The following is a 12,925-nucleotide window of genomic DNA, read 5'->3' as shown; positions in this document are numbered from 1 at the left end:
ATGTATATATGAGCAATTATTCATATAATTTGGAGTGATACCTATATGACGTGGGACGTAATCGTTATCGGCGCGGGGCAGGCAGGATTGGCAGCCGGCTATTGGCTGCAGCAGGCGGGGAAGAAATTTCTGATGTTGGATCGTGGGACGGAGGCAGGTGATGCATGGAAGACTAGATATGATTCCTTGAAGTTGTTTACGCCGAGGACTCATAGTGCATTGTATGGAATGAGGATAGAGGGGGATCCGGACGGCTTCCCGGATAAAGATGAGATGGCTTCCTATCTGAAATCCTATGCAGTACGGTTTGAGCTGCCCATTCAGTTTGAGACGGATGTGAAGTGTGTCCGCAAGGAAGAAGACCGTTTTATAATCGATACCCCTCAGGGAGAATATCATGCGAAGTCGCTGATCATCGCTACCGGGCCGTTCCGGCAGCCTCGAATTCCGCCGTTTGCCGCATCGGTTACAGGGGACATTCTCCAGCTGCACTCATCCGAATACAGGCGGCCTTCCCAGCTTCAGGAGGGCGGCGTTCTTGTCGTTGGCGGCGGGAACAGCGGGGCACAGATTGCAGTCGAACTCTCGCGGGGTCGGGAAACGTATTTGGCCCTCGGACAGCAGCCGCGGTATTTACCCATGACCCTTGGGGGAAAGGGCATGTTCTGGTGGTTGGACAAACTCGGCATTTTATCAGCCAGCGGTTCCTCCTGGGTGGGGCGTAAGCTGAAGCGCCGGGGAGACCCGATTTTTGGATATGAATTGAAACAAGCGGTCAAGTGCGGTAAAGTGGTGTTGAAAAAGAGAGCCGTTGATGCCGGCGCTTCCGGAATGCGATTCGAGGATGGAACGGAGCTTAAGGTTCGGAATATCATCTGGGCGACCGGCTTTGTTCACAGCTATGATTGGCTTCATGTGGATCAAGCGCTGGATCATAAGAAGGCTGTTATTCATACACGCGGTATCAGTCCGGTAGAGGGGCTCTATTATGTAGGTTTGCCTTGGCAGACGCACCGGGGCTCCGCACTCTTGGCAGGAGTTTCACGGGATGCCCGCGAAATCGTTCAAGCGATTATGGAGAAGAGGGGATTAGTTTATGGAAAAAGAGCACCATGAGCTGCTGCACGAAGACGAGGCCATGGAAGCGTCACGACTGCTGAAGGCCATTTCGGATCCGACGCGAATCCGGATTCTTCACTTGCTCTCGCAAGAAGAATGCCCCGTCGGCCATATTGCCGAGGTGCTTGGCATGAGTCAGTCGGCGGTATCCCACCAGCTTGGCTATCTGCGAAGTTTAAGACTGGTCAAATACCGGAGGGACGGAAACACCTATTATTATACGTATGAAGATGAGCATGTCATCGGGATCTTACGGCAGGTGCTGGACCATATCGCTCACTAGAAATGCCTGATCTATTCATGCTTGACATTCCGACCATCCGGCTGTAATGTATTGGAAAATGAATTTCCCGTGAATAACGATCATCAAGGACATGAGGATGCAAGATTCGGCGTGACAGAAAAGAAGCCCTTGGCTGAAAGGCTTCTCCCCGCTAGGCTGTGTCCTTCCTACCTTGTAGTTGCCCGCTGTGAACAAGCGAAAGCCGGTTCGGCCCGTTACCGCCTGATGAAGCATCTTGCATGGAGCGCCTTTTGCGTCCTGCAAGATGGAATCAGGGTGGTACCACGAGCACATTCGTCCCTAGGAGCGAATGTGCTCTTTTTGCGCCCAGGCAGGTTCATTCATGGGTATAAGAAGGAGTATGAGGAAGATGCGGCAAAGCCAATTATTGATGACAACGATGCGTGATGTGCCTTCCGAGGCGGAGGCAATGAGCCATCAATGGATGCTCCGCGGCGGCTATATCCGTCAAACGGCAGCAGGAATCTATTCGTATCTGCCGCTGGGATGGCGCGTCTTGCGAAAGATCGAAGCCATTATTCGGCAGAAAATGGATGCCTCCGGTGGGCAGGAGATGCTCATGCCCGCTGTTCAGCCCGCGGAGTTGTGGAAGGAATCGGGCAGGTACGATGTTTACGGTTCGGAACTCATCAGGCTGCATGACCGCCATAACCGGGAGTTCGTGCTTGGACCAACCCATGAAGAAGTGATTACGTCCATCGTTCGCCAAGAGATTTCTTCGTACCGGAAACTGCCGGTCAATCTGTACCAAATTCAGAGCAAATACCGGGATGAGCGGCGTCCGCGTTTTGGTCTGCTGCGGGGTCGTGAATTCCTGATGAAGGATGCGTATTCCTTTGACCGGGACTGGGAGGGCCTGGATGTGTCCTATCGGAACATGTATGAAACGTATGAACGAATCTTTAGGCGCTGTGGACTGACGTACCGGGCGGTTGAAGCCGATGCGGGTGCCATTGGCGGGCAAGGGGAAACCCATGAGTTTATGGCACTGGCGGATATCGGCGAGGATACTGTAGTTTCGTGCAGCGATTGCAGTTATGCGGCAAATCTCGAGCGTGCGGAGTCTGCGGCTTCAGTTGAGCCTGCAGGAAGCGAATCCGTAAAGAACGACGGCAACTTAGTTATTGAACGGGTGATAACTCCTAATGTGAAGAGCATTCAGGAATTGACTAATTTCCTCCAAGTCAGTCCGATGCAATTGATCAAGACGCTGATTTATCACGTGGACGGAGAACGGGTCGCGGTGCTTGTCCGGGGAGACCGCGAAGTGAACGACGCAAAGGTGAAGTCTTATCTAGAAGCAGAACTCGCGGAATTAGCGAGTGTCGAAGAGGTGATGCAGGCGACGGGAGCCCCAATCGGGTTTGCGGGACCGGTAGGCCTAACCCTAAAGGTTTTGGTCGATTACGAAATAGCAGCTATGGCAGAGGGGATCACCGGTGCCAACCAGGGTGATACCCATCTGAAGGGAGTCCGCCCAGGACATGATTTTTCGCTGGAGCACACCGGCGATTTTCGGAATGTAACGGAAGGCGAACCTTGCCCGCGTTGCAGAGCGTCGCTCCAGTTCCATCGCGGGATTGAGCTTGGACATGTGTTCAAACTGGGTACGAAGTACAGTGAGGCCATGAACGCCATGTACCTGGATTCCGACGGACGGGAGAAACCGCTGATCATGGGCTGCTACGGTATTGGCGTCTCCCGCGTCATGTCCGCCATCGCTGAGCAGCGTATCTCGGATGAGCGCTTGGTCTGGCCGATGGCCGTCGCTCCGTTCAAGGTGCACATTATCCCGGTTGCGGTTAAGGATGAGACCCAGATGAAATTGGCTGAACATCTCTACGGCGAGCTGAACAAGGCTGGTTTGGAGCCGCTGTTAGATGACAGGGACGAACGTGCCGGCGTCAAGTTCAAGGATGCCGACCTTGCCGGCGCTCCGCTGCGTCTGATCGTTGGCCGCGGAGCGGCTACCGGAGAGGTCGAATGGATGGGCGAGGATGGCCTTAAGATCAAACTACCTGCTGAGGAAGCCATCCAGCGTTCACGCGAGGAGGCAGCCCGACAGTTGTATGGATGAAATCCGGTCCAACCCAGGGAATCGGTTGCCCGGAATCACGGGCATGAACGAGGATCCGTAAGGTCACGAACGATCGAATAAACATCTTTCTATAACGGAACACCCCTGAAATAGCAAGAACGTGAGCTGGTCCTTGACTATCCAGGGGTGTTTTTTTGCGTCGGCCAGACTAAGGCTATCCTTTCACCGCTCCGGCCGTAATGCCTTTGGTCATCTGTTCGGTGAATAGGAGATAGATCAGAATGGTTGGCAGGGCGATGATGGTCATGACGGCAAATTGCGCTCCGTAATTGGAGGAATACTCCCCTGCAAACTTCATGATGGAGAAGGGGATCGTCTTGATGTCCTCGCTGGTGAGGAAGGTGTTGGCCATAATGAATTCATTCCATGTGCTGATAAAGTTGAGCACGCAGATCGTGGCGATCGCCGGCTTGGTAATCGGGAAGATGATTTTGAAGATGACGCCAAATATACCGGCCCCGTCCATCACGGCCGATTCCTCGATCGCCCTGGGGATGGTCTCCAGAAACCCGGTCATGATGAACATGCTGATCGGAATGACGATGGCCGTATACGGAAGAATCAAGGTGAACAGGTTGTTCAGCATGTCCAGCTTGTGGAACAGGATGAAGTTCGGCAGCAGCGTGGCATGAATCGGAATGATCATGCCGAGCATGACGAATCCCAGGAAGAAACCGCTCAGCTTCCATCGCATGCGCGTAAAGGCATAACCCATCATGAGTGACAGCACAGCGGAAGCCGCAACCGTGATGACGGTGACCAGCAGGCTGTTAAAGAAGAATAGAGGCACGCGGCCATAGGTGAACGCGTTTTTATAGTTGTCCCATTGGGGCGGGTCCGGCCACACCAGAAAGTTTTTCCCGAAAAAATCCCCGCTTTTCAGCAGAGAGTAATCCACCAGCCAGATCAAAGGAAAGAGCTGGATCAGGGCAACGACGATCATAAAAGCAAACAGCGCGATTTTAGGCCAGGGGCTGCGCCGGACGATCCGACTTGAAGCGGGTATAGCTTGTGGTTTCCGGGCTGGCGGCGATATTGGTAATGACAACGGTAAAATCCTCCTTTTTCGCTTAAAACTCTCCGACGTCTTTTTTCAAAGCTTTATTCAGTACGACCGTTAGCATCAGACAAAATACGATGAACAGCACCGAGATGGCATTCCCGTATCCGTAGAGGGACGAGGAGAACGCGACCTTGTAAATGTAATTGCCCAGAAATTGCGTGCTGTTGGCGGGTCCACCGTTTGTCATGAGAAACACGGTTTCCATCTGTTTCAGGCAGGTGGTGACAGCAATGATTATAGCCACGCGCATCATGGGAGCCAGCAGCGGGATCATGATCCGGGTGTACAGCTGCGTATGGGTGGCGCCGTCAATTTTGGCCGCTTCGCCCAGATCCTTGGGAATCCCCTGGAGACCCGAGTAGTACAGCAGCAGCGCATATCCGAAACCTTGCCACATGACAACCACGATAATGCACCAGATGGCGGTATGGGGATCGCCGAGCCAGTCATGCTTCAGCACGCCCAGCCCGATGCCCTCCAGAAATTTGTTGAGCAGCCCGTAATTGGGATGGAAAATCCCGCTCCACAGTTTAGCGGTCACCACAATCGAGATAACGGCTGGAATAAAGAAAATGGTCCGAAATATTTTCTCGTATTTCCCGCAATGCGTAAGGAAGATGGCGAGCAGAATGGCGATCGGATGCTGGATCACAAGGGTAGCGGCCGTGAGCAGCAGCGCATTCCGGAGCGAATTCCAAAATACGGGGTCCTCGAACAGAATCTCCTTATAATTACTCAGGCCTACAAAATCGTATTTGCCGATGCCGCCCCAATCGGTCGAGCCGTAATAAGCGCTCATGACGATCGGGATGCAGATCATGAATGCAAACAAGATCAAGCCCGGGGCGATGAGTAGAAAAATGGCTTTTTTGTCACTAAGTACTTTGTGCATGGCGTTCAACATCTCCGTCCTTCATAATCTTGATGGGGCCACGCGCTTTCACTGGCTCCAAATCTCCGACTAAATCTATCGTATCCGAGCGCTGATGGCAGGAACATGCCGGAAATTTACGATGAGTGTATTCATTTTTCAGAGGATGTTTCATTCATGCCCCGGCGAGCGAAGCTGGCTCCGAGATCCTGCGTGATGTTCAGTGAACCGTGGCCTCCAATCGAGGCAAATAGGAATGGTTTTTCGTAATTTCCGCATGCAAAAGAGCGCCCCGCAGGCCATACAGACCTTGTCGGGACGCTCCGTGAATTTCCATGTTATTTGGCGTTGGCTTTAGAAGCCGCCGCATCCAGTTCCTTGGCGAATTGCTCCGGCGTGAATTTGCCCGACAGCAGCTGCTGATGGATCTCCATCGATTTTTGCTTGAACTCGTCGCTGGATATGTCCTGAAGCGGCGTGCCGGCAGACGAAGTCATATTGGTGAAAATATCGATCAGCTGCTTTTGCAGCTCGGTTTCTTCACCCGTTAAGTACTGGTCGAATTTTTGCGCTGGCGTGCCTGCGCCCGATTGCCATACTTTTTTCGGCCAGTTGTCCGGCGCGAAGAAGTATTTCATGAACGCGATGGCAGCGTCCGCGTGCTTGGTGTTTTTGGAGATGGCGTAACCGCCGCCATACCATGCCGCGATGTCCGTTTGCGAGCCCTTATCGGAAGCCGGGAAGGAGATCGCGCCGACGTTCTGACGGAAATCTTCGGAGAAGTTCTCATCGGTAGCCAGGCTGGCTTCCCAGTTCCCCATGAAGAACATCGCCGCCTGTCCTTGTCCGAACAGGTTTCGCGCCGTACCGTAATCGGCCGTCAACCAGCCGTCCGCAAAGCCTTTGGCATCGGCAAAAGCCAGCATGTCCGAGGCACCCTGAATAAGGGTTGGGTCCGTGAAAGAGATTTCGCCGTTAAATGCTTTGTCTATCAGCGTAAAGTCGCCGCTTGCACGCTGTGCGTAATAATCGAACATAATCGGCAGCGTCCAGCCTTCCATCCCGTTAATCGCGACAGGGTTAATGTTCTTGGCCCGCAGCTGCTTCACGACATCCAGCAGTTCCGCAACAGTGGCTGGTACCTTTAAACCGTTATCGTCAAAAATCTTTTTGTTGTAGTAGAGGACGGCATAGTCCGTATTCCGCGGAATCCCGTACATTTTCCCGTCTTTGCTGAAACCATCGACCGAGCCGGCCACGAAATTGCTGCCGCTAAAGTCATCCGGATTCAATTCGAGCAGCATGTCGTTATCGAGCAGCGGGGAGAGGAAAGAAGGTTGTCCCCATGCCTGAATAATGTCCGGCAGCTGGTTGGTGGAGGCATACACTTTGATTTTGGCTTTGTAAGGCTCATCCTGCAGCGCTTCAACTTCGATTTTGACATTCGGGTTCTCCTGCATGTAGGCGTCGATGATTTCCTGCTCGATTTTACCTGGGCCGTTCGCGCGATCTGCATAAGCCGTGAACATCTTCAACGTTACCGCTTCTTCCGTTTTCGTACCTGGATCTGTCCCGGTTTCATCCGGCTTCGGGTTCGATCCGCTGTCCGTTGCAGTCGTTCCTCCGGAACCGCCGCAACCTGCCAGAATGACGGCCATGATCACCGTCAGCAGCCACAATCTCATAGGTTTCATTTGGTTAACCCACCTTTATCGATATTTTTCAGCTTGCAAGATTCATCATACCGGGCCGAGGAAACGGGCAACATGCCGAAAATTTCAGATGGATGTATGCATTTTTCAGGTGTTGGGGCGGAGCCGATCTTTTTGCAGTAATAATCCGCTATAATAACAGTAATTTCAATCCTTCACATATTCTTCTGAAAACAGGTGATGGCATTTATGAATGGAACCCCACGATATAAGCGGTGGTATACCAGCATGCCGATCCGGTTCAAGCTGCTGTTCTGGTTTGTCCCGCTGCTGATGGCGACCATTGTTGCCATGGGGTGGATCGCCTACGAAATATCGTCCAATGAAGTGATGGACAAGATGAAGCAGACCCAGGATCAACTCACGAAAAAAACGGCCGACCAGATCGACAGCGTTGCCAAGGAAATGCTGTTTTTTTCCAACAACCTCTTTTTGGATGATGAAATCCAGAGATTGCTGGAGTCGGGCTATCAGCCCGCGGAAAGGCAAAAGGCTTTCAAAACCGTCTCCAACATGATGGTCGCCAGTGATTCCATCCAATCGATGATATTATACACGCTCAAACCAGGCTACGAACACTTGGAACCGTTTGCAACGAATCAGGCGGGAATCACTAGCGCGATGACCTTGTCCAACTTCATGGAGGGCCCATACTTCGATGCCGCACTCAAGGCCAAGGGCAGTCCCGTCTATGGTTTGGTCAAACCGTCGGACGGCATTTTTGTCGGGGATCATTATCATAAAATCGTGCTGTCGCGCGTCATCGGCAATATCTACGACCTGAAGCCGGCTGGCCTGATCATGATCGGCGTGGATGCGGCCCGAATCGGCCGATTGTACCTGGGGCAGCCTACGCTTGCCACCGAGATGTATGTCATAAGCGAAGACGGGCTCATCATCACGGCCACGAATCAGCACTGGATCGGAAAATATGACACGGAGCTTCCCTATAACGGAGCGGACGGAGCCCATGCCGGATTCTCAACGGAAGAGAGGCTTGGGCTGTGGAAGGAGTCGCGGGATTGGATGATAACCCAGACGGTTTCTCCGAGCACGGGCTGGCATGTCGTCGTGGTCAATACGCGGGAGAAGCTCGTAAGCGAACTGGGACGGATCGGACAATTGACCGTAGCTGTGGCCGTGGTCTGCTTCATCATCAGCCTTGTCGTCACCTGGCTGCTGTCCAACATGATTACGAAGCCGCTCATGAAGCTTTCCCGCTCGATGCGCAAGCTTCAGACGGGCGACTTCACGCAGCGGGTGCATTTTACCGGAGAGGATGAGATCGGTGAGCTCGGTAGCGGCTACAATGCGATGGTCAAGCGCATCAAGGTGCTGATCGATGATGTGTACGCAACACAGCTGAAGCAGAAAGAAGCGGAGCTGAAAACACTGCAGGCGCAAATATCCCCTCATTTTCTGTACAACACCTTGAATACGATCAGTTGGACGGCGGAGAAGAAGGGGGAGAAGGATATAGCGGACATGGTGTATTCCTTGTCGCAGGTATTCCGGCTCAGCCTGAATGACGGAAAGGATTTCTTTACGATTGAACAGGAGATGGAGCTGGTACGGAACTATTTGTTTTTGCAGAAAAACCGCTTCATGGACCGGTTTGATTTCTCGATTGAGATTGAAGCGGAGGTGGCCGCCTTCATGATCCCTAAGCTGATCCTGCAGCCTTTGGCGGAGAATGCCATCATACACGGAATTGAGCCGATGAACGGGAACGGTTTCATCACCCTAAGGGCATACGGGCTGGAGGATGCCGTCGTGTTGGAGGTGTTGGACAACGGGATCGGAATGTCCGAGTCGCAGCTGCACAAGCTCAGTTCCGGCTTGCAGCGGGTGGAGAATCGCAGCCTTGAGGCCAGGGAGGGCGAGCTGCGGACCGGATTTGCCCTCCTAAATATTCAGGAGCGTCTGCGATTGTTCCAAGCCGGTGCTTATCTTGAACTGGACAGCAGGGAAGGAAGAGGGACCCGGGCTGTCATCCATCTGGAGAGAAAAGGGGATTGACCTGCATATGAAACTGCTCATAGCGGAAGACGAGATTTCAGTGAGAGAGGGAATGGTCCGGTTGATCGATTGGGAATCCCACGGGATTGTCATTTGCGGCGAAGCGGGAAACGGCAGTGAGGCATTGTCGATGATGGAGAGCTGCTGTCCGGATATTTTGCTGACGGATATCCGGATGCCCCATATGGATGGGCTGGAGCTGATCGAAGCGGCCAAGTCCCGCGGGATGAAGTTTCGGCCGATTATTCTTAGCGGATATAACGAGTTCAATTATGCGACGCAAGCGCTCCGGCTTGGCGCGGAGGATTTTATTCTGAAGCCTTGCCGGCCCGAGGAGATTCTAAGGACGGTGCTGGAAGCCAAGAAGGTCGCCGAGTTTCAGGAAGCTCGCGAATCCAGGCTGAAGGAGAGAGACCTGTCCTGGAACCGCAATATTCCATTAATGAAGAGCCAGGTTCTATCACAGTGGACGCGATATCCGGCCGTCCCGCTTGAAGACAGGGGGCGCCTCATGCAGGAACTGCAAATGCATATTCGGAATGCCGGGATTCAGGTAGGGTTGATTCGTGTCGATACGTCTCGAATTCCGCTGGATGAACGGGATGTCGTTCTCCTGCGTTATGCGGCGGCCAACATTGTGAAGGAAACGCTGGACAGCGTGTACGGCGGCTGCATCGAAGCGTTCCAGGAAGGCGATGACCTGTTATGGGTAGCCAGTACGGCCGAGGGCAGTCGGGGTTCGGTCAATCCGGCGTCCATCTCGGGGCCGTCCCAGGAAGGACTTGAGCCGCATATCCGGGTGCTGCAGGGCAATTTGGAGAAGTATTTGAAGATGACGGTCAGCATTGCCCTCGGATCCTGGAAAGCGTCCATCAATCAGGCCCATGACTCGTATCAGGAATCGGTTCAGGCGATGGAGTCCCGCTTCTTTAAGGGCAGAGGGGGCGTGTTCTTCTATTCGGGCAAGGAGCGCAAAGAAGGTGCCGGAAGCGAGGCCGGAGTTGCGTCTTCGTCCATATTGGACAACGAGCGGTTCGAGACGTGCGAACGGGAGATGCTGGATTATTTGCGGCTCGGAAGCTTTGAGCAAGCCTTGGATCATCTGGATGCGTGGCTCGATATGTTCAAGACGCAGTCCCATTACAGCAAGCAGGAGGTGAATCTGCGGGCGACCACGTTTATGATCAGCCTGCAAGGGATCGCCAAGGAGCACAGGATCGGGGCGTTCGAGTGGAAGAACCGGCTTGTGAATTCCATGGAGCAGCTTCCGCAGGTGGAGACGCTGGAGGAGCTGGCGACCATCGTGAAAAAAATGATGCAGCATCTCGTGGAAGCCTGCTCCTCCAACCGTACCTTACACCGCACGGTCCAATCCGTACTCGAGCTGATCAAGGAGAAATACAATACCAACCTGACGCTGGAGGCTGTCGCCCGCGAGGCCTACATTTCCAACACGTATTTAAGCTCCTTGTTCAAGCAGGAGCTCGGCGTCAATTTCCTGGATTATTTGCATCAATACCGAATCGAGAAATCCAAGGAGCTGCTTCGGCAGAACCTCAAGATCTACGCCGTCGCCCGTCTGGTCGGCTATCAGGAGGAGCGACATTTCAGCTCCACCTTCAAGAAGTGGACCGGCGTAACGCCCTCACAGTATAAGTTGAGTATTCATTGAGTCTGAGAAGGGTAGAGAGACATGCATTGTACGGGGCGACTTGTGTTCACCTTGCAGGCACTTAGGAAGGATTTAGAATACGAAAACAGAGCGTCCTTATCGTGTATGTCCCTAAGAGGGATTTGTAAATACGAAAACGAAAGCGTAGCATCGCCCCCAGAGGGGCTTTGTGGTATGGAAACGGAACATAAGGGCCATGCAATTCCCTTTAAAGGACTAAGGAAGGCATCCCTAAGATAGTACAGCCTTTCAGGGGTGCCTTTCTTTTTGGGAGTATGGGGATTTTCATGAAAGATAGCTTTGTGAGGAGTGAATTCAAAGGTTTTCAACTACTCGTGGACAAGCACGAAGACGCGGAGCGGGCGAATCGATTCCGGAAAAGCAACAGCGATTGGAGGAACGATACGTACGTGCAGCGTCTTTTAACGGAACCTACTAGCTCATTCATTTCATAATGCAGCACTTTAGCAATCGATCATTCCAAGGTACCGACTATCGAATAGCCCCTGAAACAAACCATCGTAACCTGCTATACATATCCCGACTACAAGCTTATGATGAAAGAGTCAGAATTGAAGTCATATTGCGGACGGAGGTTGCATCTACGATGAATCAGGATGAGAAGGGAAATAGCCCGGACATTCATCATATAGAAGAACATCAGCTCAGTCAGGTGAAAATTACATTGTCCAATCCTTTAAGATGGGTGAACAGCTACGTGCTGCGCGGAGATGACGGCGTTACCGTCATCGATCCGGGGCCGCGCATGGATTCTTCGGAGCGGGAATGGCTGGCGGCGATGGAGCAGCTCGGGTTCGAGTTCAGCGACATCGCTTCAATCGTGCTGACCCATCACCACCCGGATCACTATGGGCTTGCCGGGTGGTTTCAGGAGCGGTCGGGCGCCAAGGTGTGGATGTCAGAGCGGGCGCATCGCGAAGCCATGCTCATGTGGGGAGCGGATTCGGCCATGGATCGCGCGCTCCCGGCGTTCTTCCGAGAGCATGGCATGCCGGAAACCAAGCTTACCCTGCTACCGGAGCATCTGAACGGCTTCTTCCCCCAAGTCACGCCGCAGCCGGAGATCTCGCTCATCGGCGAGGAGATGCCGTTCCGAATGGGGAACCGGATTTGGGTGCCGGTGCAAACGGCCGGCCATGCCCCGGGCCATCTGTCGTTCTTCCATGCGGACAGCGGCGTCCTACTGTGCGGCGATGCCGTGCTGCCGCAAATCTCGCCCAACGTGAGCCTGCTGCCCGGCAGCGACGCCGAGCCGCTGGCGCTCTTCCTTGCAGGGCTGCGTCGCCTGCGGGAACTACATGTCCGGACGGCGTATCCCGGACACCGCCACCCGTTCACGCATTTCCGTGAACGGATCGACGCGCTCCTCCTCCATCACGAGGAGCGCCTGACCACCATCGCTGGCATGCTGAGCGCTGCCGGACGGCTAACCGCCTTCGAGGTCTGCACCGCCCTCTTCGGCGAGAAGCTCGGCATCCACCAGCTGCGCTTCGCCATGTGCGAAGCGCTGGCCCATCTCGCCGAGCTGACCCGTCGGGGGGAAGCCAAGATGATCGAAAACGAGGATGGAATGCGCTATTTTTCTGCACGGAAACAGCCGCATTCCTGATATAATCAAGACATGAATAAAACCGTCTGCTTGTACGTTGACTTCCATCATGCGTAGAATAGGCGGTTTTTTGTTTAATAGATTCAGAGGGCTACATTGTGGAGCATTCATTGTCTGACATTCCAGACCGTTATCCATATAACCGCTACATCAGGATGCTTGGCAAGCGGCACCACGGCACTTTTTCACAAGAGAAGAGAAGGCGCGTTCAATACCTAGACGGGGGTGTTCCCCCGGATTAGAGTCAGAGTTTCTCTCTACCCCGCATATAGTTGATGTACCTTGCTGTTTAAGCAAGGCATTCCCTCAAGCGCTTTTTTCTTAATCACTCATCACCATGATCCACTCCACCATATTCGTTTCGAAGCGTTCCCTTGGTTCCGCAATTTTCATGTTATAGGATTCGTATCTCATAAAGCCCTTTAAAGGAGAATCTG

10 protein-coding genes are annotated in these 12,925 nt (G+C 53.2%); 7 read left to right on the top strand and 3 right to left on the bottom strand.

The features are described from left to right. Positions 1–45 precede the first annotated feature (45 nt). From ABEQ74_RS22020 to ABEQ74_RS22005, 4 genes are all read left to right on the top strand, one after another. Positions 46–1,116, top strand: coding sequence for a flavin-containing monooxygenase (locus ABEQ74_RS22020; protein ID WP_430124288.1), 1,071 nt, complete (start codon positions 46–48; stop codon positions 1,114–1,116). Beyond that, positions 1,097–1,402 carry an ArsR/SmtB family transcription factor gene (locus tag ABEQ74_RS22015; RefSeq protein WP_430124286.1) on the top strand — a complete coding sequence of 102 codons (306 nt, stop codon included), beginning with the start codon at positions 1,097–1,099 and terminating at the stop codon, positions 1,400–1,402. Before ABEQ74_RS22020 ends, ABEQ74_RS22015 begins: the two co-directional genes overlap by 20 nt. Positions 1,403–1,471: 69 nt before the next feature. After that, entirely contained in the window at positions 1,472–1,810 is a 339-nt protein-coding gene (locus tag ABEQ74_RS22010; RefSeq protein ID WP_430124285.1) for a hypothetical protein, read from the top strand. After that, entirely contained in the window at positions 1,773–3,500 is a 1,728-nt protein-coding gene (locus tag ABEQ74_RS22005) for a proline--tRNA ligase (protein WP_430124284.1), read from the top strand. Before ABEQ74_RS22010 ends, ABEQ74_RS22005 begins: the two co-directional genes overlap by 38 nt. Before the next feature lie 175 nt (positions 3,501–3,675). Here the strand turns inward: ABEQ74_RS22005 and ABEQ74_RS22000 are convergent, their stop codons facing one another. The 3 genes from ABEQ74_RS22000 to ABEQ74_RS21990 form a co-directional block, all read right to left on the bottom strand. Beyond that, positions 3,676–4,569: a carbohydrate ABC transporter permease gene (locus ABEQ74_RS22000; RefSeq protein WP_430124282.1), complete on the bottom strand. Its 894-nt coding sequence runs from the start codon at positions 4,567–4,569 to the stop codon at positions 3,676–3,678. Positions 4,570–4,591: 22 nt separating this feature from the next. After that, positions 4,592–5,476, bottom strand: a complete 885-nt coding sequence (locus ABEQ74_RS21995) for a carbohydrate ABC transporter permease (protein ID WP_076323184.1) — start codon at positions 5,474–5,476, stop codon at positions 4,592–4,594. Positions 5,477–5,793: 317 nt separating this feature from the next. Further along, entirely contained in the window at positions 5,794–7,149 is a 1,356-nt protein-coding gene (locus ABEQ74_RS21990; RefSeq protein WP_430124281.1) for an ABC transporter substrate-binding protein, read from the bottom strand. Positions 7,150–7,356: 207 nt separating this feature from the next. On the opposite strand from ABEQ74_RS21990, the gene ABEQ74_RS21985 reads away from it, so the two are divergent. The 3 genes from ABEQ74_RS21985 (at position 7,357) to ABEQ74_RS21975 (ending at position 12,488) form a co-directional block, all read left to right on the top strand. Continuing rightward, positions 7,357–9,186 carry a cache domain-containing sensor histidine kinase gene (locus ABEQ74_RS21985; RefSeq protein ID WP_430124279.1) on the top strand — a complete coding sequence of 610 codons (1,830 nt, stop codon included), beginning with the start codon at positions 7,357–7,359 and terminating at the stop codon, positions 9,184–9,186. Beyond that, positions 9,119–10,858 (top strand): response regulator transcription factor, encoded by a 1,740-nt coding sequence (locus tag ABEQ74_RS21980; protein ID WP_430124278.1) that lies wholly within the window; start codon positions 9,119–9,121, stop codon positions 10,856–10,858. The genes ABEQ74_RS21985 and ABEQ74_RS21980 overlap by 68 nt, the downstream gene beginning before the upstream one ends. Before the next feature lie 607 nt (positions 10,859–11,465). Then, on the top strand, positions 11,466–12,488 hold the full coding sequence (locus ABEQ74_RS21975) for an MBL fold metallo-hydrolase (protein ID WP_430124277.1): 1,023 nt from the start codon (positions 11,466–11,468) through the stop codon (positions 12,486–12,488). Positions 12,489–12,925: the final 437 nt, after the last annotated feature.

This window comes from Paenibacillus solani (assembly GCF_050475945.1).
In the GTDB taxonomy this organism is placed as follows: Bacteria; Bacillota; Bacilli; order Paenibacillales; family Paenibacillaceae; genus Paenibacillus_AQ; species Paenibacillus_AQ solani_A.
The sequence above is the reverse complement of the archived record's forward strand: the minus strand, read 5'-3'. Positions and strand labels throughout refer to the sequence as shown.

Coding starts and splice junctions, on each gene's coding strand:
- ABEQ74_RS22020 (WP_430124288.1), top strand. CDS start 46: ATGACGTGGGACGTAATCGTTATCGGCGCGGGGCAGGCAGGATTGGCA.
- ABEQ74_RS22015 (WP_430124286.1), top strand. CDS start 1,097: ATGGAAAAAGAGCACCATGAGCTGCTGCACGAAGACGAGGCCATGGAA.
- ABEQ74_RS22005 (WP_430124284.1), top strand. CDS start 1,773: ATGCGGCAAAGCCAATTATTGATGACAACGATGCGTGATGTGCCTTCC.
- ABEQ74_RS21995 (WP_076323184.1), bottom strand. CDS start 5,476: ATGCACAAAGTACTTAGTGACAAAAAAGCCATTTTTCTACTCATCGCC.
- ABEQ74_RS21990 (WP_430124281.1), bottom strand. CDS start 7,149: ATGAAACCTATGAGATTGTGGCTGCTGACGGTGATCATGGCCGTCATT.
- ABEQ74_RS21985 (WP_430124279.1), top strand. CDS start 7,357: ATGAATGGAACCCCACGATATAAGCGGTGGTATACCAGCATGCCGATC.
- ABEQ74_RS21975 (WP_430124277.1), top strand. CDS start 11,466: ATGAATCAGGATGAGAAGGGAAATAGCCCGGACATTCATCATATAGAA.